Origin of the sequence: Nonomuraea muscovyensis, from assembly GCF_014207745.1 — a bacterium.
GTDB classification, from domain to species: Bacteria; Actinomycetota; Actinomycetes; order Streptosporangiales; family Streptosporangiaceae; genus Nonomuraea; species Nonomuraea muscovyensis.
The window spans coordinates 157,842-179,522 of record NZ_JACHJB010000004.1 but is presented as its reverse complement, the minus strand read 5'-3'; the positions used below and the strand labels follow the sequence as shown (position 1 = coordinate 179,522).

Genomic DNA, 21,681 nt, shown 5'->3' with positions numbered 1-21,681 from the left:
CGATGCGACCCCGGCAGGTGGCCCTGCACGCCGCGCTCACCCTCGGCGGGCTGGCGATGCTGTTCCCGTTCGCCTGGATGCTGCTGACGTCCTTCAAGGGCGTGCGGCAGATGCTGAACAATCCGCTCGACTGGCTGCCCGACCCGTGGCGCTGGGAGAACTATCCCGACGCCCTCGCGGCGGTGCCGTTCGGTACCGCGTACTGGAACAGCTTCTACATCGCCGCCCTGAACGTCGCGCTCACCCTGCTCACCTCGGCCATGGCCGCCTACGCCTTCGCCCGGATCAGGTTCAGGGGCTCGGGGGTGCTGTTCGTGGTGTTCCTGGCCACGCAGATGGTGCCGGCGCAGGTCACGATCGTGCCGCTCTACCTGATGCTGGCCGAGTTCGGCTGGATCGACTCGCACCTGTCGCTGATCCTGCCGGCGGTGGCCAACCCGTTCGCGGTGTTCCTGTTGCGCCAGTTCATCAGGGCGGTGCCGGTCGAGCTGGAGGAGGCGGCCAGGATGGACGGCGCCGGCCGCTGGCGGTGCTTCTGGAGCATCGTGCTGCCGAACATCCGTCCCGGCCTGGGCGCGCTCGGCATCATCGCCTTCCTGGCCTCCTGGAACTCCTTCCTCTTTCCGCTGATCTTCCTCAACTCGCCGGAGCTGCACACCGTGCCGCTGCTGCTCAGCCAGTTCTCCGGGCAGCGCTCGGCGGTCGACTACGGGCTCATCCTGGCCGCCTCCGCGATCGCGGTGGTGCCCACGCTGATCGCCTTCCTGATCGGCCAGCGGCGGATCATCAACTCGATGGCGGCCTCCGGACTGGGTGGGCGATGATGCTGGACCTGCGCGAACGACCGTTCACCGACCGGGGCTCCCGGCTGCTGGTGATGGCGGCGGACGACGGCTCCCTCCGGATCGCGGCCGCCCGCTACGAGACCCCGCTGCGCGACACGACCGTCCTGACGGGCCTGCGCGTCCTCGCCGGCGACCGGGAGCTCCCGGTCCGGCACGCCCTGCCGGACCGGATCGACTTCGCGGCCGGTCCTACGAGCGGCGAGGCCGCCGGGCCGGGGGACGGGCCGGTGATCGGGGGGGCCTCCCCGGAGGCCGCAGGGTCGGCGGGCGGGGTGTCCCTGGTCTTCGCCGGTCCGGACACGATCGTCCTCGTCGGCACGGCCGCGCGGGCCGTGTGGGACGGCGGCCAGGCCGACATCGACGGCAGCCTCGTCCTGGTGGGACCGCCGCCGGCACCGCCGGCCGATGGTCCGGCGCTGCTGGCGGCGGCCGGGGCGCGCTGGCGCGACTGGTTCGCCCGGATGCCCGCCGTGCCCGCCGAGCTGCGGGAACGTGCCGAGCAAGCGTGGTGGACGCTGGCCGTCAACCTGGTCACCATCCAGGGCAGGCAGGCGCTGATCCCGTCCAAGTACGGCTACGTCGGCCTGTGGAACTGGGACTCCTACTTCCACGCGATCGCCCTCCGGCACGCCGACCCGGCCCTGGCCAGGGAGCAGATCCGCATCCTCCTCGACCACCAGCGTCCCGACGGCCTGATCCCCGACGTGGTGCACGACCACGGGGTCCTCGCCGAGACCACCGACCTGCCCCGCTCCGACCTGGCCCGGCTGGCCCAGCACGTGGGCGGGGAGCCGGTCCGCGAGGCCGTCCCGGTCACCAAGCCGCCGCTCACCGCCTGGGCCGTCTGGAAGATCCACGAGGTGGACCCCGACCCGGACTTCCTGGCCGAGGTGTACGAGCCGCTGGTCCGATCGCAGGAGTGGTGGTTCGCCCGGTCCGACCCCGACGGCGACGGCCTGGCCGAGTACCTGCACCCGTACTCCTCGGGGCTGGACGACAGCCCGATCTGGGACGCCGGGCCCCGCGCCGAGCCGCCCGACCTCAACGCCTACCTCGCCCTGCAGTACGACCGGCTGGGCGACATCGCCGCCGCGCTCGGCCGGGACCCCGCCGGCTGGCGGGCCAGAGCGGGCGCCCTGGTGGACCTCATGGTGACGCGCCGGTGGACCGGCACCCGGTTCGTCACCCTGGTCGGCGGCCGGGAGGCGGACGTGCGCACCCCGCTGGAGCTGCTGCCGCTGCTGACCGGGCGGCTGCCGGCGGGGATCGCCGACCGGCTGGTCGCGGACCTGCGCTCGCCGAGCTTCTGGGCGGAGCGCCCGGTGCCCACCGTCGCGTTCGACGACCCGAGGTTCGACCCCGACGCCATGTGGCGGGGTCCGGTCTGGCTGAACGTCAACTACCTGCTGATCGAGGGCCTGCGCCGGTCCGGCCACCGGGAGACCGCGCGCGAGCTGCGCGAGCGCACGCTCGCCATGGTCCGCGACGGCGGCGGCCTGTACGAGTACTGGAACCCGCTGACCGGCCGCCGCGCGGGCCGGGCGACGAGCGGCTTCGGCTGGTCTGCCGCCCTCTTCCTGGACCTCGCCCATGACGCCTTCCTCGAAGGCGAAGGCGAGGCGCGGACCGGCGGCTAGCACCGGCCGGCACCGTCGGGACGTCCTCCCCGATTCCCGTCGAACGGATGACGCCGTCTGTCAGGATGTCACCGACCACGGGACTTCCAGGGGATCGGAGGGGGCATGGGGTCCATCGACCCGACCGCCCAGGCGGCGCACCGGGCGCTGCGGGCGCTGTTCGTCGAGGGCAGGCAGCCCACCCGCGCCGAGCTGGAGGAGGCGACCCTGCCCGTCTACCTTGGGGTGCTGAACGCCTTCTTCCTCAACGTCATGGAAGCCCCGTTCAGCGGCCGGGAGAGCGTGGAGGAGGTGGCCGGCTACTTCACCTCGCTGCAGAGCCGGCACCGCGACCTGCGCGGAGTCGACACCTCCGTGATGGCCGTCTACACCCTGTGCGGGATCAGGGGCGTGCCCCTGCCGGAGACGTTCCCCGAGATGGGCGCCAGGCACGTGGACTGGATGGGGATGCTGATCACGGCGGTCGCCGCCGAGAACGGGATCGCCGGCGAGCGGCTGGAGACCTACCTCCTGGGCTCGGTGGCCCGCTACAGCATGGGCGACTTCTGACGGCGCGCCGGCCACCCGGCACCGGGAGGCCGGGCCGGTGAGGGTCAGCCGAAGACCGCGGGCGGCGGCACGGGGGCCGAGACCGGCTCGCCGTCCCTGATCGGCGAGGCGCCCGCGACGAACCTCGTCAGCTCGTCGCCGTGCAGGCAGCGCGCCTGGGTGAGCCCACCGGCGGCCCGCCGCGTGAGGAGGTCCACCGGCAGCCCCGAGCGGGTGGCCGCCACGATGAGGTTGCCGAACCGGCGTCCCCGCAGCACGCCCGGCTCGGCCAGCAGCGCCACGTCGCCGAACGTCTCACGGACCGTGGCCACCAGCCGACGGGCGAACGCGAGCCCCTTGCCGTCGGCCAGGTTGACCAGCAGCGTCCCCGCCGGGCGCAGCACCCGCGCCAGGTCGCCCATGTACTCGGCCGTGGCCAGCTCGACCGGCATGGTGGCCCCGGCGAACGCGTCGAGCACGACCAGGTCGGCCGAGGAGTCCCACACCCGGGCGACGCCCTCGCGGCCGTCGAGCACCATGACCTTCAGCCGCGGCACCGAACGCAGGTCGAGCTGCTCGCGGATCAGGTTGACCAGCAGTCCGTCGGGCTCGATGACGATGTGCCGCGACCCCGGCCGCGTCGTCGACACGTAGCGGGGGATCGTGCACGCCCCGCCGCCGACGTGGACGCAGCTCAACGGCCCGTCCGGGATGAGGTCGATCACGTCCGCCATCAACCGGACGTACTCGAAGTCCAGGTAGGTGGGGTCTTGTAGATCGACGTACGACTGGGGTACGCCATCTTTGGACAGCACCCAGCCGTCCTGCCGGTCCAGATCCCGGAGAAGCTCGATCTCGCCGAACGTCACCGGGTACAGGCCGGGCATCGGCTCCCGCTGTGCTCGTGCCACGCTGTTCCCTCCCAGGGAGAACCGTATGCGACGACGAAGGCTGATCGCGTTGGTCATCGCGGTGACAGCGATCATCGCAGCGTTCGGCTTCGCGGTGCTGGCCGCCCACCGCGTACGGGGCAGCGCCGAGCAGGTGTCGGCCGCCTACTTCCGCGCCTGGCGGGAGGCGGACGTGCGGGAGATGGCCGGCCTGGTGGACCGGCCGCCGGCCGACTTCGTCAGCCGCCATCTGACGTTCAGCGAAGAACTGCACGTGGAGGCCATCGAGCTGCGGCCAGGTCCGGTCCGGAGCACGGGGGAGGAGACGGCGGAGGTGACGTTCACCGGCACCCGGAGGCTGCGCGACTTCGGGCCGTGGCCGTTCACCGCGACGCTGCGCCTCGCCGTGCGGGAGCGGGAGTGGAAGGTGGTGTGGACGCCGGAGACGCTGCACCCGCTGCTGAAGGACGGCGGCACCCTGGACCTGGCCGCGTTCGACGGGCCGCCCGTCGAGCTGGTCACCAGCGAGGGCGACCCGATCCCGCGCAACAGCTACGCCGAGGCCTACCTCGACCGGCTCCGGCCGGAGTTCGACCCGGCCGAGGAGGGCCTGGCGCTGGTCGCCGCGGTGCCGGGACGGGCCGAGCAGCGGCTGATGACCAGGGCGCCCGAGCCCGGCACCCAGCGCACCACCCTGTCGCGGCCGGTGCAGGCGGCCGCCGCGCGGGCGCTGGACGGCGTGGAGGACGCCGCCATCGTCGCGTTACGGCCCAGCACCGGCGAGGTGCTGGCGGTGGCCGACCGATTACGCGACTCGCGCAGCGCCTTCCACGACCTGTTCCCGCCGGGCTCCACGTTCAAGACCATCACGGCGGCGGCGCTGCTGACGGCCGGGCTCGACCCGGCGGCCGAGGTGAGCTGCCCGGCCGCGTACACGATCCCGTTCCACCGCTCCTTCGCCAACGCGGGCCGGCTCGACCACGGCACCCTGTCCTTCGCCGATGCCTTCGCCCACTCCTGCAACACCACGTTCGTGCAGGAGGCCGTCACCCGGCTGGAGGAGGAGGACCTGCGCGAGACGGCCGAGGAGTGGGGCTTCCACCGGACGTTGCCGACCGGCGTGGGCGGCCGGTGCGGAGCGCTGGAGGACCCCGTGGACCTCGACTGGTTCGGCGCGAACGCCATCGGCCAGGGCACGGTCGTGGCCAGCCCGCTGTGCATGGCCGCCGTCGCCGCGGCCGTCCGGGACGGCACCTGGCGCCCGCCGCGGCTGCTGCCGGCCGAGGTGGTGCGCCGCGTCGAGGGCTCGGCGCCGCCGCCGGTGACGCTCGACGCCGGGGTCGTCGCCGCGCTGCGCGACATGATGACGGCGGTCGTGGACCACGGGACCGCGAGCCGGGCGGGCCTGCCGGAAGGCGTCTCCGGCAAGACCGGCACGGCCGAGGTCGAGGGCGGGCCGGACCACGGATGGTTCATCGGATACCGCGATGACCTGGCCTTCTGCGTCTTCGTGCGGCACGGCGGCTCGGGGCGCTCGGCCGCCCTGCCGATCACCGCCCGCTTCGTCAACGGCCTCTGACCTCTGGGGGCCGCGTCCGGCGGTCCGCCACGGGCAGGAGGTTCGCAACCTCTGGGGGGCTTCCAGTGGCCCACCACAGGGTTTCGAGGTTCGCACCCTCTGGTGGTCCGCGTTCAGTAGTCCGCCACGGGTAGTGAATCTCGCAACCTACGGTACCGTAGGTTTTATGACGACCATCACCGCGAAGCCCCTCCTGCGTGGCTGGTTGCACACCGGAGCGCTGCCCGTGACGCTCATCGCCGGGTTCGTGCTCGTGGCGCTCGGCCCCACCCTCCAGGCCCGCATCGCCTCGGCGATCTACGCCGTCACCTCGGCGCTGCTCTTCGGCATCTCGGCCACCTACCACCGCGGCAGCCTCGGCCCCCGGCTGGCCGAGGCGCTGCGCCGCCTGGACCACGCCAACATCTACCTGATCATCGCGGGCACCTACACCCCGTTCGCGCTGCTGGCGCTGGACGGCGCCGCACGTGTCGCCGTGCTGGCCGTCACCTGGGGCGGCGCCCTGGCCGGCGTCGTGTTCCGGGTGTGCTGGATGCACGCGCCGCGCTGGCTCTACACGGTCCTCTACCTCGCCCTCGGCTGGACGGCCGTCTTCGTCATGCCGCAGCTCCTGGAGGGCGCGGGCGTGGCGGCCGTCGTGCTGGTCGCCGTCGGCGGCGTCTTCTACAGCGCCGGCGCCGTGGTCTACGGCCTGCGCCGCCCCGATCCCTCGCCCCGCTGGTTCGGCTTCCACGAGGTGTTCCACGCGTTCACCCTCGCCGCCTACCTCGTGCAGTACGTGGCGGTCTCGATCGTGGTCTACTCCACCGCCTGAAGCCGCCTGAAGCCGCCTGAAGATCCGTGACGCCCGTGGCGGGACCGCCATGGGGCGTCACGGACTTTTGACCCGTGGGTGGTCTGCTTCCGGGATCTATCTGGAAAAGAGACCAACATGGAACAACTCGCACGAGTCTGGTGGATGGTCCTGATCCGCGGAATCGCCGCGATCATCTTCGGCATCCTCGCGCTCATCTGGCCGGCGATCACGCTCCTCGTCCTGGTGATCTTCTTCGGCGCGTACGCCCTGGTGAACGGCTTCTTCACGCTGTTCTCCGGCTTCCGGCACGACGCCAAGTCACGGGCCTGGCTGATCATCTCCGGCATCGTCAGCATCCTGGCGGGCATCATCGCGTTCGTCTGGCCGGGCATCACGTCGCTGGCCCTGCTCTACGTGGTGGCGTTCTGGGCCATCTTCTCCGGCGTCTCGGAGATCGTGGCCGGCATCCAGATGCGCAAGGTCATCGAGAACGAGTGGGTGCTCATCGTGGCCGGCGCGCTGTCGGTCATCTTCGGCATCCTGCTGCTGATCTGGCCGGGCGCAGGGCTGCTCACGCTCGTCTGGCTGGTCGGCGTCTTCGCCGTCCTGTACGGCGTGGCGATGGTCGTCCTGTCGTTCAAGGTGAAGAAGCTTGCGCCGCAGCACTAGATTCCGGAAATTTTCCGGATGAAACCCGGTTAAAGTGGGGAACGTATGCCGTGTCTGCTCAACGTGGAGGACACATGGACGTACACGCCCGCCTTGCCCGGCATCTGCTCGTCGACGGCTACCGGCTCGTGCTCGACCTGGAGCGCAGCCAGGGTTCCTGGCTCGTCGACGCCCGTGACGGCCGCCGCTACCTCGACTTCTACACGTTCTTCGCCTCCGCGCCCCTCGGCGTGAACCCGCCCTTCTCCCCGCAGACCGCCGAGCTGCTCGGCCGGATCGCGCGCAACAAGCCCGCCAACCCCGACATGTACACCGAGCACCTCGCCGACTTCGTCGAGACCTTCACCCGCGTGCTCGGCGACCCCGACCTGCCCCACCTGTTCTTCGTGGAGGGCGGCGCCCTGGCCGTGGAGAACGCCCTGAAGACGGCGTTCGACTGGAAGAGCCGCCGCAACGAGGCGGCCGGCAGATCCCCCGACCTCGGCACCCGCGTCATGCACCTGACCCGGGCCTTCCACGGCCGCAGCGGCTACACGCTCAGCCTGACCAACACCGAGCCCGGCAAGACCGACCGCTTCCCCAAGTTCGACTGGCCGCGCGTCGACGTGCCCGCCGTGCACCTCGGCGACGTGGCCGCCGCCGAGGCCCGCGCGCTGGCGCAGGCACGGGAGGCGTTCGAGCGGCACCCGCACGACATCGCCTGCTTCATCGCCGAGCCCATCCAGGGCGAGGGCGGCGACAACCACATGCGCCCGGAGTTCCTGCAGGCCATGCAGCGCCTCTGCCACGAGCACGACGCGCTGTTCGTGCTGGACGAGGTGCAGACGGGCGGCGGCACGACCGGCACCCCGTGGGCCTACCAGCAGCTGGGCCTGGCGCCCGACATCGTGGCGTTCGCCAAGAAGGTGCAGGTCGGCGGCATCATGGCGGGCCGCCGGGTGGACCTGGTGCCCGACAACGTCTTCCAGGTCAGCGGCCGGATCAACTCCACCTGGGGCGGGGGGCTGGTGGACATGGTCCGCTCGCGCGCCCTCCTGGAGATCGTCGAGCGCGACGGCCTGATCCGGCGCGCCGCCGTGCTGGGCGAGCACCTGGTCGAGCGGCTGACCAAGCTGCAGGCCGAACGGCCGGACGTCGTGTCGAGCGTGCGCGGGCGCGGCCTGATGTGCGCCTTCGACCTGCCCGACCGGGCCGCCCGCGACGCCTTCGTCGCCCGGCTGCGGGAGGAGCAGGGCGTGCTCGCGCTGGCCTGCGGCCCCCGCTCGGTCCGGCTGCGCCCGGCGCTCAACATCCCCGACGACGATGTGGACCACGGCCTCGCCGCCATCGCGACCGCGCTCGGCTGAGCACACCACCGAGCACACGGCTCGACACGCGGCGGGCTCTTCGGGGACGCCCCCGAAGAGCCCGCCGCGTGCGCACGGTCAGATCAGCTCGACGTTCGGCCCCCGGCAGCGGTTGCGCGTGTCGAAGACGTACGGGCTGGCCTCCTCGACGAGCCGGAAGTCGAAGCGGTCGTGGTCGGTGAGCACCACCACCGCGTCCGCCTCGGCCAGCTCCCGGCGCGTCACCTCGATGATCTCGACACCCGCCGGCAGCGGGTAGTCCTGCACGTGCGGGTCGGCCGCCCGCACCCGCGCGCCGAGCTTGTGCAGCGACTTCACCACCTCGATGGCGGGCGACTCGCGGCAGTCGCCGGCGTTCTTCTTGTACGCCAGGCCCAGGGTGACCACCCGGCTGCCGTTGACCGGCTTGCCGCGCCGGTTGAGCGCGAGGACCAGCCGGTGGACGACGTGGTCGGGCATGTGGTCGTTGATGTCGTTGGCCAGCTCCACGAACCGGAAGTTGTGCCCCAGGCTCCGCTTGACCTTCCACGACAGGTAGGAGGGGTCGATCGGCAGGCAGTGCCCGCCGACCCCGGGCCCCGGCGTGAACCGCATGAACCCGAACGGCTTGGTCGAGGCCGCGTCGATGGCCTCCCACACGTCGATCCCGAGTTGCCCGGCGAACATCGACAGCTCGTTGACCAGGGCGATGTTGACGTGCCTGAAGGTGTTCTCCAGCAGCTTGCACAGCTCCGCCACCTGCAGCGAGGAGACCGGCACGACCTGGTCGACGACCCGCTCGTAGAAGTCGCGGATCCGTCGTAGCGAGACCTCGTCGATGCCCGAGACCACCTTCGGCGTGTTCTCCAGCCGCCACACGGGGTTGCCCGGGTCGATCCGCTCGGGGCTGTAGCCCAGCAGGAAGTCCTCCGGCGCGCGCAACCCGGACCCCTCCTCCAGGATCGGCAGGAGGTACTCCTCGGTGGTGCCGGGATAGGTGGTGGACTCCAGGATCACCGTGGCGCCGGGCCGCAGCAGCGGCGCGAGGCACTGGCCGGCCGAGGCGATGTGGCGGAGGTCGGGGGCGCCCTCGCACAGCGGGGTCGGCACGGTGATGACGCACACGTCGAAGCCGGCGGCGTCGGCGTAGTCGGTGCTCGCGAGGTAGCGCCCGCAGCGCAGGGCCGCGGACACCTGCTCGTCGCCGATGTCCTCGACGAACGACTCGCCGGCGTTCAGCCGCTTGACGCGCCACTCGTCGACGTCGATCCCCACGACGTCGAAGCCGGCCTCGACCGCGCGCATCGCCAGCGGCAGGCCGACATAGCCCTGGCCGACGACCACCAGTTTCTCTCCCATATCTGGACCCCCGTCACTTCGAGATGAGATATCACCTGACTGTAGGAGCCGTTCCATCGCGGAAGGCCGATTCGGCGCTGGTCTCGGCGTGTCGCCGCATACTTGCGGTTCGGGACGTTTTTGACGCTTCCGAGTAACTATTGATCGGGAGTATTCCTGAGTAAAGTGCGGGCCAATAGCGCATGAGCTGTGGCTTTTCTTGATCATATATCTGTTTCGGTGATCGTCGTTTCGCCTGCGGCCCCCCTGCGTGCCCTAGCGTCTTTCTCGTACGATGCACCTTTTCGCAAATAGTGTGACAAATGGCAAAAACCGGACGAGCGCACGTGAAGACTTCGAGCCCACCCGATCGCCCGGTCAACCTCGAGATGGAGTAAGGAGTTGTGGCGCATGTTCTCATCACATCGCGATGCGCCCGACCGGGCATCCGGCGCACCTCATCGGCAAAACACCACTAAAGGGGTTAAATCCACCCGTTCGTGGGGGCGGGCGCTTCTCGCGACGGTCATGGCGGCGGGCGCGCTCGTCGTCGCGGCGCCGGGTGGCGCGCTCGCCGCGCAGCCCGTCGACCTGGGCGACGCCGAGCCCTTCGCGGTCCTGGCCGCCACGTCCGTCACCAACACCAACCTGACGACCGTCACCGGCAATCTCGGCATCAGTCCCGGCAGCACGCTGACGGGCTTCCCACCCGGCGTGGTCAACGGCACCAGGCACCTGGGCAACGCCACCTCGGCCGCGGCCATCACCGACGCCGAGGCCGTCGACACCGAGCTCGACGGGCGGGCCACCACCGCCACGATCCCCCCTCAACTGGGCGGCACCACCCGGGGGCCCGGCGTCTACCAGTCGACCAGCGGCTCCTTCTCCCTGAACGGCACGCTCACCCTCGACGCCCAGGGCGACCCCGACGCCGTCTTCGTCTTCCGCGGCTCCACCCTGACCGTGGCCCAGGTGGGCAACGTCACCCTGGCGCGTGGCGCGCAGCCCGACAACATCTTCTGGCAGACCAGCGGCAACGCCAGTGTGGGCATGTGGGCGACGTTCCGCGGCACCGTGCTGGCCCAGGGCTCCATCGCGGTGGCGTGGGGGGCCGACGTGGACGGGCGCCTGTTCTCCCTCGCCAGCTCGATCAACATCACCGGCACCGACGGCACTCCGCACACGCGCATCTCGTTGCCCGACGACCCGCCGACCACCACCACCCTCACCTCGTCTCCCGACCCCTCGTGGAAGGGCGATCCGGTCACCCTGACCGCCACGGTGGAGCCGGTGAGCGGCAACGTCGTCCCGTTCGGCGAGGTCGTCTTCAAGGACGGCTCGACCGTCCTCGGCTCGGCCTTCCACAGCAGCGACGGGCCCGCGGTGTTCACCACCACGACGCTGCCCGGCGGGCAGCGCGACCTCACCGCCGTCTACCTCGGGGGCGACACCTTCGACAACGAGGCGTTGATCCACTTCGCGCCGAGCACCTCGCCCGAGGTCTCCCACTTCGTCGAGGACAGCCTGTGGAACCGGCAGGCCACGCCCGCCGTCGTGGCCCAGCCCGACGGCCAGCCGGTCACGCTCGGCGTGAAGTTCCGGTCGGCGGCGAAGGGCACCATCTCCGGCGTCCGGTTCTACAAGAGCCCGCAGAACACCGGCACCCACGTCGGAAGCCTGTGGAGCTCCGGCGGCGACCTGCTGGCCACCGCCACCTTCGCCGACGAGACCGCCTCCGGCTGGCAGGAGGTGATCTTCTCGACACCCGTCGAGATCAGCGCGAACACCACCTACGTGGCCTCTTACCACACGAACACGGGGCGCTACTCGATCAACCGGCCGGGTTTCGGGGGGCCTGTCACGAACGGACCGCTCACCGCGCCGTCGAGTGGCGCCGCGGGCGGCAACGGCGTCTACACCTACGGCGCCACCAACGCCTTCCCGGCGGAGACCTACCAGGCCACCAACTACTGGGTCGACGTCGTCTTCCAACCGTCGGACAGCCTGTGGAACAAGGCGGCCACGCCGGCCGAGCTCTCCAACCCCGACAACCAGCCGATCACGGTCGGGGCGAAGTTCGAGGCGTCGACGGGCGGCGAGGTGTACGGCATCCGCTTCTTCAAGGGACCGCTGAACACCGGGACCCACGTGGCGAGCCTGTGGAGCGCCACCGGCGAGTTGCTCGCCAGCACGCCGTTCGTCCACGAGACGGCGACCGGCTGGCAGGAAGTGAATTTCCCGACACCCGTTACCATCACCGCCAACACCACGTATATAGCGGCCTATCACACGACATCAGGGTCCTACTCGACGACGCGGCCGTATTTCACCTCGGCGTACGTCAACAGCCCGCTCACCGCCCCGGCGCATTCCGCCAGCGGCGGCAACGGCGTCTACAGCTACGGCGCGTCGAGCACCTTCCCGACGAGCAGCTACCAGGCGACGAACTACTGGGTCGATGTCATGTTCCGCCCATAATCCGACACGTGGGCCCGCCGGGCGGATAACGTTTCCCTCCGGCGGGTCCGCCGTGTCCGCATGTCATTTCCGTCCGATGCCTTCGGCGGCCGGTACTGTCAAATGCACAGAGTAGTCCGAATTAGCAAGGATACGCTCATGCTGCAATTCCGCTTTTCCGGCGTCCTGGCGAGGGCCCGGCATTCCTGGAGGCCATTGGTCGTGGTGACGGCCATGGCGGCGAGCACACTCGTCGCGCTGTCACCCGCCGCGAACGCGCAGGAGCCGGTGGACCTCGGCGCCGCGCGACCGTTCGCGGTCTTCGCCGGAGCGTCCGTCGACAACACGCACAACACCCGGGTCACCGGTGACCTGGGCGTGAGCCCGGGGAGCCTGGTCACCGGCTTCCCGCCCGGCGTGGTCGACGGCGACCGGCACGTCGGCGACGCGACCGCCGCCAACGCCCGGATCGCCGCAGTCAACGCCTACAACGACATCGTCTCGCGCGTCCCGACCGGCAGCCTGCCTCAGCAGCTCGGCGGCACGACACGCGGACCGGGCGTCTACGACTCCCAGACCGGGGCCTTCGCCATCGACGGATCGCTCACCCTGGACGCCCAGGGCGACCCCGACGCGGTCTTCATCTTCCGGGCCGAGACGCTCAACACCGCCAGGGTCAGCAACATCAGCCTGATCCGGGGCGCGAAGACCGAGAACGTCTTCTGGCAGATCGGCCACTCCGCCCGCCTCGGCGTGTACTCCACCTTCCGCGGCACCCTCCTGGTCGACGACTGGGCGGCCGTCGACTTCGGCGCGAACGTGATCGGCCGGGTCTTCGCCTTCGTCCACAGCGTCACCATCACCGGCACGGAGAACACCTCGGTGTTCACCCGGATCGGCCTGCCCGACGAACCGCCGACCATCACCACGCTGACCTCGCAGCCGAACCCGTCGGTGGTGGGTCAGCCCGTCACCTTCACGGCCACGGTCCAGCCGGTGACCGGCACGCTCGTGCCCCAGGGCGAGGTGCTGCTCAAGCGGCGCTCGGTCGTCCTCGGCGCGACCTTCCTCGACGCCAGTGGGCATGCCACGTTCGTGGTGTCCAACCTGGCCCGGGGCCAGCACCGGATCGTCGCCGTCTACCTCGGCGGCGACACGTTCCAGAACGAGGACCCGGTGCACCACGCCGGCAGCAAGTCGGAGACGGTGTTCCAGATCGTGCTCACCGCCTGAGGAACGGGCACTCTCCCCCCGCGCCCCGACCCCCGCGCCCCGACCCCCGCGCCCCCGGCCGCCGCGTCAGGCGGAGCGCTCCTTGAGCGGGCGCCACCAGGGCTCGTTGTCGGCGTACCAGCGGATCACCTCGGCCAGGCCCCGCTCGAAGCCGGTACGCGGCTCGTAGCCGAGACCTCGCAGCTTGCCGCAGTCGACGGAGTAGCGCAGGTCGTGCCCGAGCCGGTCGGGCACCTGCCGGACCATGTCCCAGCCCAGGCCGAACGCCTCCAGCAGCATGCCGGTCAGCTCCCGGTTGGTCAGCTCGGTGCCGCCGCCGATGTTGTAGACCTCTCCCGGCGAGCCCTTGTCCAGGACGAGCTGGACGCCGCGGCAGTGGTCGTCGACGTGCAGCCAGTCGCGCACGTTGCGCCCGTCGCCGTAGAGCGGGACCGGCCGCCGGTCGATGAGGTTGGTGACGAAGAGCGGGATCAGCTTCTCCGGGTACTGGTGGGGGCCGTAGTTGTTGGAGCAGCGCGTCACGCGCACGTCCAGGCCGTACGTGCGGTGGTAGGCCCGGCAGAGCAGGTCGGCCCCCGCCTTGGCCGCGGAGTACGGCGAGTTGGGGAGCAGCGGCTCCTCCTCGGTCCAGGACCCCTCCGCGATCGACCCGTACACCTCGTCGGTGGAGACGTGGACCACCGTGCCGGTGCCCGCGTCGAGCGCCGCCTGGAGCAGCCGCTGGGCGCCCAGCACGTTGGTCGTCACGAAGTCGCCGGCGCCCGTGATCGACCGGTCGACGTGCGTCTCGGCCGCGAAGTTCACCACCACGTCGAACCGCGGGACAAGCTCCGACAGCAGCGCGGCGTCGGTGATGTCGCCCCGGCGGAACGTGTAGCGGGGATGCCCCGCCACGGGCGCCAGGTTCGCGAGGTTGCCGGCGTAGGTCAGCTTGTCCAGCACGGTGACGCTCGCGTCCTCGTAGCCCGGGTACGCCCCGAGCAGCAGGGATCGCACGTAGTGGGAACCGATGAACCCGGCGCCGCCGGTGACGAGGATCTTCATGCCTGCACCTTGATCTTGCTGTGGTCGCCGACCATGAGCTGGTGGGTGTTCGGCGCGCCGGTGGTGCCGCTCACCTCCACGTTGCGCCCGATGAGCGAGTGCCCGATACGCGAGACGCCGACCACGGACGACCCGTCGAGCACGATGGAGTACTCGATCTCGGCGTCCGCCACCACGCAGTCGGGCCCGATCGAGGTGAACGGGCCGATGTAGGAGGACACGATCTTGGCGTTGGCGCCGACCACGATGGGTCCGCGCAGCACGGAGTTCTCCACCACCGCGCCGCGCTCGACGACGACCCGGCCGGTGATCTCGCTCAGGCCGTCGACGGTGCCGTGAACCTCCGGTTCCACCTGCTCGAGGACGATGCGGTTGCACTCCAGCATGTCCTGCAGCCGGCCGGTGTCCTTCCAGTAGCCGCTGACGAGGTGGGAGTGGACATGATGACCCCGCTCGATGAGCCAGCCGATGGCGTCCGTGATCTCCAGCTCGCCCCGCGCCGACGGGCTGATCGCCCGGACGGCCTCGTGGATCGCGGGGGAGAAGATGTAGACCCCGACGATCGCCAGGTCGCTGCGCGGGTGCTCCGGCTTCTCCTCCAGGCCGACGATCTCACCGGACGGTCCCAGCTCGGCGACGCCGTAGAACTGCGGCTCGGCCACCCGGGTGAGCAGGATCTGCGCGTCGTGACCGGCCGCCTGGTACGACTCCACCAGATCGCGGATCCCGCCGACCAGGAAGTTGTCGCCCAGGTACATGACGAACGGCTCGTCGCCGAGGAACTCCCTGGCGATGAGGACGCAGTGGGCCAGGCCCAGCGGAGCCTCCTGGGGGATGTACTCGACCTCCAGGCCGAACCGCGAACCGTCACCCACGGCCTCGCGCACCTCCTGGCCGGTGTCGCCGGTGATGATCCCCACGCTGGTGATGCCGGCGTCGCGCAGCGCTTCGAGGCCGTAGTAGAGCACCGGCTTGTTCGCCACGGGGACGAGCTGCTTGGCCGAGGTGTGGGTGAGCGGGCGTAGCCTCGTCCCCTTGCCACCCGCCAGTACGAGTGCCTTCATGAGGTCCTGCTCCTTCCGCGAAGCGGACGTGGCCACAGCGGGCCGCCTGCTCGCAGGAGTTTATGCAGGGTGCGCAGGGCCCGGCCGGTGGCCGGGCGGGCTTGTCCAAGCACTCCCGGGACGTTGCCGAGACTAGACGTTCCGGCGGTCGCGGAACGTCCAGGTGCGGTGTATCAGGTAGCTCAGCGACGGGCTCGCGAGAATGATCACACCCTGTGCGAGCATCAGGGGCATCCCTGCGATCTCCACCAGGATCGGCAGCCCGACGAGCGAGGCCCCGAGGAAGCTCAGCCCGACCGCGTAGAAGCGCAGATATCCGCTCAGCCACGACTCGCCCGAGACGCGGAACACCACGATGCGGTACACCGGATAGACGAGGACCACGGTGACGAAGTGGCTGGCCACGACCAGCACAAGATAGGGAGCCGAATGCTCCGCGGCAAGCAATGCTAGGCCAAGGAGAACGTAATAGACCACTGCCGTCATGGCGCCGGCCAGCAGATATGTGATGCGGTGTGCACCAAGAGCCGCGATCAGGGCCCGCCATCCGAATGACGTTTCTTCGCCGCGCTTGGTCCGGCTTTTCAGATCGACCATGTGGCCCGCACTCCGCATCTGATCGCGTGGTGGGGGCTGCATGAGTGTAACCGGTGAACACTGGATGATCGGGGGATCGATGTCGGTGTCGGTGGTAATTCCCTGTTACCGGTCCGCGCGCACCCTGCCCACGCTGGTGAGCAGGATCGTCTCGACGTTGCGTCAGGCGAACGTCCGCCACGAGATCCTGCTGGTGGTCGACGGCAGCCCGGACGACACGTGGGAGACGGCCGCCCGGCTGGCCCGGGGGATCGAGGCCGTGCGAGCCCTCCACCTCTCCCGCAACTACGGGCAGCACAACGCGCTGGTCGCCGGCATCCGGGAGGCGGCCCACGACGTCGTCGTCACGCTGGACGACGACCTGCAGCATCCACCCGAGCAGATACCCCGCCTGTTGGCGGCGCTCGAAGGGGACCGGCTCGACCTGGTGTACGGGGTGTCGGACGAGGAGGAGCACGGCTTCCTCCGGAGCCTGGCCTCCCGTTCGGTGAAGGCCGGCATGGCGGGGGCCCTCGGCGTCCGGGCCGCCCAGGACATCAGCGCCTTCCGCGCCTTCCGCACCCGGCTGCGCGACGGATTCGAGGGGCTGTCCGGGCCCCACGCGTCGATCGACGTGGCGCTGTCGTGGGCCACGGCGCGGGTGGGCTCCGTCCGCGTGCACATGAACCAGCGCGAACACGGACGGTCCAACTACACGGCGCGCAAGCTGATCCGGCACGCCGTCAACATGCTCGTCGGCTACAGCACGGCCCCGCTGCGGGCGGCCAGCTACCTCGGATTCCTGGCCGGCGTCGTCGGCCTGCTGCTGGGCGCCGGGGTCCTGTGGCGCTTCGCCACAGGCGACACCACGGTGGCCGGGTTCACCACGATCGCCTCGATGGTGGCGCTCTTCTCCTCGGCGCAGCTCATCGCCATCGGCGTGCTCGGCGAGTACGTCGGCCGCATCCACGGCAGCGGCATGGGCCGGCCGACGTACGTCGTCCGCGACCGGGTGGGTCCGTCCCTCGGGACGGACCCCTGCCCGGACGGCCCGGTCATTCCCGTTCAGGCAGGAGCGAGCTCCGGACCAGGTGAGCCGTGAGGAGCGTCTGCACCGGCTCGAAGCCGTAGCGCGCCCAAGCCCGCTGCACGCGGGTGTTGTGCCCCTGGGTGGAGATGACCACCTCCGTGGCGCCGCGGGCCAGCGTCCGGTCCTCGACCGCCTTCAGCAGGTGGGCGTACAGGCCGCGGCCCTGGCAGTCGGACACCACGCCCGCGAGCAGGATCTCCGTGCGGGTGGCGGCCTCCTCCAGCGTGGCCAGGGCGAGGAGGCGGGAGCCGCCCGGACCACCGTCCCGGAGCGTCAGGCACCTGCCCTCGGCCGCCGACCGCAGTGCCCACTCCTGGTAGCCGGCGAGGGCCGCGTCGGCGTCGAACAGGGGGTTGGCCAGGTAGTGGCTGCCGTACGCGGCGAAGATGTCGGCCACCAGCCGCTCCACCGCGGCGGTGTCGGCCGTCGGCGCGGGCACCAGGCCGGGGGAGGGATCGGGCGCCCGGCCCCGCCCGGCGGGCAGCCGCCAGTAGACCAGCGAGTCCGCGAAGAGGGCCGTCCGGCCCAGCCCGGTCAGCCCGGCGAACCAGTCGATCCGTTCGGCCGGGTACCGCAGCACGACGACCTCCGCCGCCGACCCGAGCACCGCCTCGCGGACCGCGTCGAACGACGCCCCGGCGCCGGCGGACACGGTCAGCCGCTCCACCGAGCGGCCGAACCGCGCCGATTCGAGAGGGGAGGGCTGGGCGCGCAGCGCCGGCGCCTCCATCACGTCGTGCCAGGCCATCAGTTCACCTCGTAGGATCGGACCGCGTCGATCACCTGGGTCAGGCCGGCCTCGTCCAGGTCGGCGAAGAGCGGCAGCCGCACGAGACGGTCTGCGACCTGCTCCGTCACCGGGCATCCGCCGGGCGCGGTCCGCCCGTACCGGATCCCGGCGGGGGAGGAGTGGAGCGGCTGGTAGTGGAAGGCCGCCTGCACTCCTCGCCGCGCGAGGTGGCCGATGAAGGCCTGGCGGTTGTCCAGGTCGGGCAGCAGCAGGTAGTACAGGTGCGCCGGGTGCGCGCAGCCGTCCGGCACGGCCGGCTGGGCGATGCCGCCCGCGGTGGCCCAGTCCGCCAGCCGGTCGTGGTAGGCCGCCCACACCGCGTGGCGGCGCTCCTGGATCCGGCCGAACGATTCGAGCTGGGCGGTGAGCTGGGCCGCGAGCACGTCGGAGGGCAGGTAGCTCGACCCGATGTCGATCCACCGATATTTGTCCACCTGGCCCCGGAAGAACCGGCTCCGGTCGGTGCCCTTCTCCCGGACGACCTCGGCCCGCTCGACCAGGGCGGGGTCGTTCACGAGCAGCGCGCCCGCCTCCCCGCACTGGATGTTCTTCGTCTCGTGGAAGCTCTGGGTCGCCAGGCAGCCGAAGGACCCGAGCGGACGGTCACCGTAGCGGCCGCCCAGTCCGTGGGCGTTGTCCTCGACCACGGCCACGCCGTACCGGTGGGCGAGCTCGCCGATCGCGTCCATCGCGCAGGCGACCCCCGCGTAGTGGACCACGACGATGGCCCGGGTGCGGTCGGTGATCGCCGCCTCGACCAGGCGCTCGTCGAGGTTCAGCGTGTCCGGGCGGCAGTCGACGAACACCGGCACGGCGCCGCGCAGCGCGAAGGCGTTGGCCGTCGACATGAACGTGAAGGACGGCATGATCACCTCGTCGCCGGGCCGCAGGTCCAGCAGGATCGCCGACATCTCCAGCGCGTGGGTGCAGGAGGTGGTCAGCAGCGCCTGCCGCGCCCCGGTGATCTCCCGCAGGAGGGTGGTGGCCCGCCGGGTGAAGGGGCCGTCGCCGCAGGTGGAGCGGCCCCGAACGGCCTCCTCCAGGTAGTCGAGTTCGTTGTCCGAGATGTGGGTCCGGTTGAACGGGACCGCCGTCACACCAGTCGCATGCACGAACGCAGTGAACAACGAGCGGTCCTCACCGGCACGCACGCTCCGGCACCGCTGGATGACGCATTGCGCAAGCCTTACCTCACGTGGAGGAGCCGGGCAGCCGGTAGACGGCGTAGCCGCCGGAGCGGAAGAGCAGGGTGGCGAAGTCGCCGATCCTCCCGAGCGAGGTCCCGGAGCGTTCCTCGGCGAACAGCCAGCGCACCCCGTGGCGCTCCCACAGCAGGCGCATGACCTCCGCCGAGGGCGCCCGGAAGGCGGCGTCGTTCAGCCTGAGCAGTTCCTGGTCCCAGAAGGGCAGGCTCTCGGGCGGCAGCCCCGGCCGCCACCGGCTGAGATTGGCGGCCGTGTAGGCCCACCCCTCGACGAGCACGCGCCGTTCCGAGAGCGCGGCGACCCACGGAAAGCGGCTGTCGCACGGGTCCTCGCGGCCCCAGCGGCAGTGCGCGTTCGTGGCGACCAGGTCGCCGGGCGCGGAGTGGGCGCGCAGCCACCGTCCGGCTGTCAGGGCGCCCGCCGGGATCGCCTGCTCGGTCACGGGCCCGCGCGCCGCCGGCCGTGCCGTGGCGGGTGCGGTCGTGACGAAGCCGTCGAGCGCCGACAGGACCCGGGCGTGCCCGTAGGCGGGCAGGCCGACGGCGGCGAGCGCGACCACGACGAGGGCGGCGGCGCCGCGGAGCCCGCGCCACCGGGCCAGCAGGACCACCGCCGCCACGGCGGTCAGGCCCAGCACGAGGTACGGCCGGTACAGCACGCCGGTGTCCTGGCCCGGGGCGAGCGGGATCGTGACGCCGCACAGCAGGGGCACGAGGTAGGCGGCGGCCAGACCGGCGCCGGCCGCGCACGCCGTCGCCCGCGGAGAGAGCCCGGCCCGCCGGACCAGGACGAGCAGCCCCCAGGCGGTGACCGCCGCCAGGTACGGATAGCCGCCCCACAGGAAGAAGAGCTGGCTGCGGCCGGGATGGCCGAACAGGAGCGCGGCGGACAGGCCGGCGACTCCGACGCCGAGCATCAGGGTGACGGCCGGGCGCAGGAGCTGCCTCGGCCGCACCGCCAGGCCCAGCACGCCGAGCCAGGTGAGGGCCCAGCAGACGAGGTACACCGGCGCGATGCCTGGCACGCCCCCGCCGGGCGGCTCCGCGGTCCCGGTGAGCTCGCTCCACGTGACCCGCATGAAGGAGAAGGGGTCCACGACGAGCCCCTGCCGGGCCCCGCCGAACAGCACGAACTGGGCGAAGAGGATGCAGGCCGCGGTCAGCCCCATGCCGATGAGGACCGGCCGGGACGGTCGCCGCCCCCGGACGACGCGCACGGCCGCGACGACCGCCAGCCCGGCCGCGAGCAGGGGCAGGTAGGTCGCCTTGGCGCCGGTCAGCGCCACGAGCAGCACCGCGGCCAGGCACCAGCCGCGCACGTCGCGCGGCCGGTGCTCCAGCAGGTCGATCAGGACCAGCACGACGGCGGCGAACAGCAGCGCCCCCAGCGTCTGGGTGGGACTGATCCACGCGGTGTCCGGAATCCCTCCCCAGGTGAACAGCCCGTTGGCGCCCAGGTAGAGACTCGGCGCCCCCACGAAGACCGTGCCGACCACGGTGACGGCGGCGCCGCACCACGAGCGCGTGAGACGGCGCCCGGTCATGCCCGCCAGGACCACGATCGCGGCCAGCATGGGCAGCATCCCGAGGCGGAACAGCAGGACGAGGGGCTCGATCCCGGTCAGCCGGCCGGCCGCCGCGAGGTGGGCGTAGACGAACCAGTGGTAGGCGAGCGGCTCACCCGCCACCATCGGCACCATGGGCGGCACGTGGTGCGTCAGCTCGCCGACGAGGGCCAGGTGGAACGGCATGTCCGGTGCGGACGTGCCCAGTGCGGGCCAGGTGAGGGCGTGGGTCGCGAAGAACTTGACGGCGCTCCAGGCGACCAGGGAGGCGGTGACCACGGCCAGGAACGACGGCCACCACCAGGGACTCTCCGGGCGTGCGCGGCGCCGCCAGTGCCGGCGCAGCGACGGAACGGCGAGGAAGGCGGCGTAGGTGGCCAGCGGCCAGGCCAGGACGAGGAGCGGCAGCCCGGCCGCCCTGGCGCCCGTGTAGGCGAGGATCTCCATGGCGTAGCCGAGCGGCAGGCCGAGCGCGACCTCCTCGGCCAGGGTGCGGGGGCGGCCGGACAGCGCCCGGACCGTCAGCACACCCGGCAGCGCGAGCCCGAGCGCGACGTAGCCGGCGAACAGCGCGATGTCGGTGCCGGACACGCCGTACCGGTTCAGCACCGCGAAGGTGAACGCGGCCACCGATCCGGCGGGCAGCCACCTCGCGAGGGGCCGCAGCCAGGGCCGGCGCGGGCGGACGCCTCCTGGTGAGGCCCCGGCCGGCGGGACCGCGCGGCGGGGGCCCGGCGAGGGCCCGACGGCGGGCGGCGAGATCTGCTCCATGGCCTTGTCCATGGCCGCAAGCTTGGTGATGCCGGCCGCTCACTCCGGGCGGGACCTCTGCGTACGGGCGTTTCTTGGCTTTTCCTTGGGAGAGCCGGGAAACGCGGGCGGCTTTCGGTAGGAAACGGGCTCCCTGTGAAGCTTGCCGGGAAATCGCCCTGTCGCGGCAGAAACCGCTGGCAAGTCACGCATCGTTGTATGCCTTTATCCATGCCCCGCCACATGTCCGGCTGGGATGTTCGCTGCGTTTGCTGCAATCGGGAGAGATGTCATGCCCGTC

18 protein-coding genes are annotated in these 21,681 nt (G+C 71.3%); 10 read left to right on the top strand and 8 right to left on the bottom strand.

Going from position 1 to position 21,681, the window contains the following annotated elements:
* The first annotated feature begins 2 nt into the window (after positions 1 to 2).
* The 3 genes from FHU36_RS38700 (at position 3) to FHU36_RS38690 (ending at position 3,031) form a co-directional block, all read left to right on the top strand.
* Positions 3 to 824: a carbohydrate ABC transporter permease gene (locus tag FHU36_RS38700; RefSeq protein WP_185089099.1), complete on the top strand. Its 822-nt coding sequence runs from the start codon at positions 3 to 5 to the stop codon at positions 822 to 824.
* Entirely contained in the window at positions 821 to 2,482 is a 1,662-nt protein-coding gene (locus tag FHU36_RS38695) for an amylo-alpha-1,6-glucosidase (RefSeq protein ID WP_185089098.1), read from the top strand. The genes FHU36_RS38700 and FHU36_RS38695 overlap by 4 nt, the downstream gene beginning before the upstream one ends.
* A gap of 105 nt (positions 2,483 to 2,587) precedes the next feature.
* Positions 2,588 to 3,031 carry a hypothetical protein gene (locus FHU36_RS38690; protein WP_185089097.1) on the top strand — a complete coding sequence of 148 codons (444 nt, stop codon included), beginning with the start codon at positions 2,588 to 2,590 and terminating at the stop codon, positions 3,029 to 3,031.
* 44 nt (positions 3,032 to 3,075) lie between these two features.
* On the opposite strand, the gene FHU36_RS38685 is transcribed toward FHU36_RS38690, so the two are convergent.
* The gene (locus tag FHU36_RS38685; RefSeq protein ID WP_185089685.1) at positions 3,076 to 3,897 is read right to left on the bottom strand and encodes a spermidine synthase; all 822 of its coding nucleotides are present in this window, start codon (positions 3,895 to 3,897) and stop codon (positions 3,076 to 3,078) included.
* Positions 3,898 to 3,946: 49 nt separating this feature from the next.
* Here FHU36_RS38685 and FHU36_RS38680 point away from each other — a divergent pair, with 49 nt between their 5' ends.
* From FHU36_RS38680 to lat, 4 genes are all read left to right on the top strand, one after another.
* Positions 3,947 to 5,479 carry a penicillin-binding transpeptidase domain-containing protein gene (locus tag FHU36_RS38680; RefSeq protein WP_185089096.1) on the top strand — a complete coding sequence of 511 codons (1,533 nt, stop codon included), beginning with the start codon at positions 3,947 to 3,949 and terminating at the stop codon, positions 5,477 to 5,479.
* Positions 5,480 to 5,645: 166 nt separating this feature from the next.
* On the top strand, positions 5,646 to 6,293 hold the full coding sequence (gene trhA / locus FHU36_RS38675) for a PAQR family membrane homeostasis protein TrhA (RefSeq protein WP_185089095.1): 648 nt from the start codon (positions 5,646 to 5,648) through the stop codon (positions 6,291 to 6,293).
* Between the two features lie 117 nt (positions 6,294 to 6,410).
* A complete protein-coding gene (locus FHU36_RS38670; RefSeq protein WP_185089094.1) occupies positions 6,411 to 6,944 on the top strand; it encodes an HdeD family acid-resistance protein in 534 nt (177 codons plus the stop codon).
* 74 nt (positions 6,945 to 7,018) lie between these two features.
* Positions 7,019 to 8,290 (top strand): L-lysine 6-transaminase, encoded by a 1,272-nt coding sequence (gene lat, locus FHU36_RS38665; protein WP_185089093.1) that lies wholly within the window; start codon positions 7,019 to 7,021, stop codon positions 8,288 to 8,290.
* 78 nt (positions 8,291 to 8,368) lie between these two features.
* On the opposite strand, the gene FHU36_RS38660 is transcribed toward lat, so the two are convergent.
* Entirely contained in the window at positions 8,369 to 9,628 is a 1,260-nt protein-coding gene (locus FHU36_RS38660; RefSeq protein ID WP_185089092.1) for a nucleotide sugar dehydrogenase, read from the bottom strand.
* A gap of 507 nt (positions 9,629 to 10,135) precedes the next feature.
* Between FHU36_RS38660 and FHU36_RS38655 the strand changes: the two genes are divergently transcribed.
* Both FHU36_RS38655 and FHU36_RS38650 read left to right on the top strand, forming a co-directional pair.
* Positions 10,136 to 12,085 (top strand): DUF4082 domain-containing protein, encoded by a 1,950-nt coding sequence (locus tag FHU36_RS38655; protein WP_185089091.1) that lies wholly within the window; start codon positions 10,136 to 10,138, stop codon positions 12,083 to 12,085.
* Between the two features lie 213 nt (positions 12,086 to 12,298).
* The gene (locus FHU36_RS38650) at positions 12,299 to 13,297 is read left to right on the top strand and encodes an ice-binding family protein (RefSeq protein WP_185089090.1); all 999 of its coding nucleotides are present in this window, start codon (positions 12,299 to 12,301) and stop codon (positions 13,295 to 13,297) included.
* 66 nt (positions 13,298 to 13,363) lie between these two features.
* On the opposite strand, the gene rfbB is transcribed toward FHU36_RS38650, so the two are convergent.
* The 3 genes from rfbB to FHU36_RS38635 form a co-directional block, all read right to left on the bottom strand.
* Positions 13,364 to 14,341 (bottom strand): dTDP-glucose 4,6-dehydratase, encoded by a 978-nt coding sequence (gene rfbB / locus FHU36_RS38645; RefSeq protein ID WP_185089089.1) that lies wholly within the window; start codon positions 14,339 to 14,341, stop codon positions 13,364 to 13,366.
* Entirely contained in the window at positions 14,338 to 15,405 is a 1,068-nt protein-coding gene (locus tag FHU36_RS38640; RefSeq protein ID WP_185089088.1) for a glucose-1-phosphate thymidylyltransferase, read from the bottom strand. Before FHU36_RS38640 ends, rfbB begins: the two co-directional genes overlap by 4 nt.
* Before the next feature lie 132 nt (positions 15,406 to 15,537).
* Positions 15,538 to 16,002 (bottom strand): GtrA family protein, encoded by a 465-nt coding sequence (locus tag FHU36_RS38635; RefSeq protein ID WP_185089087.1) that lies wholly within the window; start codon positions 16,000 to 16,002, stop codon positions 15,538 to 15,540.
* Positions 16,003 to 16,042: 40 nt separating this feature from the next.
* Here FHU36_RS38635 and FHU36_RS38630 point away from each other — a divergent pair, with 40 nt between their 5' ends.
* A complete protein-coding gene (locus FHU36_RS38630) occupies positions 16,043 to 17,083 on the top strand; it encodes a glycosyltransferase family 2 protein (RefSeq protein WP_312892136.1) in 1,041 nt (346 codons plus the stop codon).
* Here FHU36_RS38630 and FHU36_RS38625 read toward each other — a convergent pair.
* The 3 genes from FHU36_RS38625 to FHU36_RS38615 all read right to left on the bottom strand — a co-directional run bounded on the left by FHU36_RS38625 (position 17,037) and on the right by FHU36_RS38615 (position 21,413).
* Positions 17,037 to 17,819 carry a GNAT family N-acetyltransferase gene (locus FHU36_RS38625; protein WP_185089086.1) on the bottom strand — a complete coding sequence of 261 codons (783 nt, stop codon included), beginning with the start codon at positions 17,817 to 17,819 and terminating at the stop codon, positions 17,037 to 17,039. The two genes, FHU36_RS38630 and FHU36_RS38625, sit on opposite strands and share 47 nt — an antisense overlap.
* Complete coding sequence (gene rffA, locus FHU36_RS38620) at positions 17,819 to 18,973, bottom strand: dTDP-4-amino-4,6-dideoxygalactose transaminase (RefSeq protein WP_312892135.1); 1,155 nt, start codon at positions 18,971 to 18,973, stop codon at positions 17,819 to 17,821. The genes FHU36_RS38625 and rffA overlap by 1 nt, the downstream gene beginning before the upstream one ends.
* Before the next feature lie 79 nt (positions 18,974 to 19,052).
* Complete coding sequence (locus FHU36_RS38615; RefSeq protein ID WP_185089085.1) at positions 19,053 to 21,413, bottom strand: hypothetical protein; 2,361 nt, start codon at positions 21,411 to 21,413, stop codon at positions 19,053 to 19,055.
* Positions 21,414 to 21,681 lie beyond the last annotated feature (268 nt).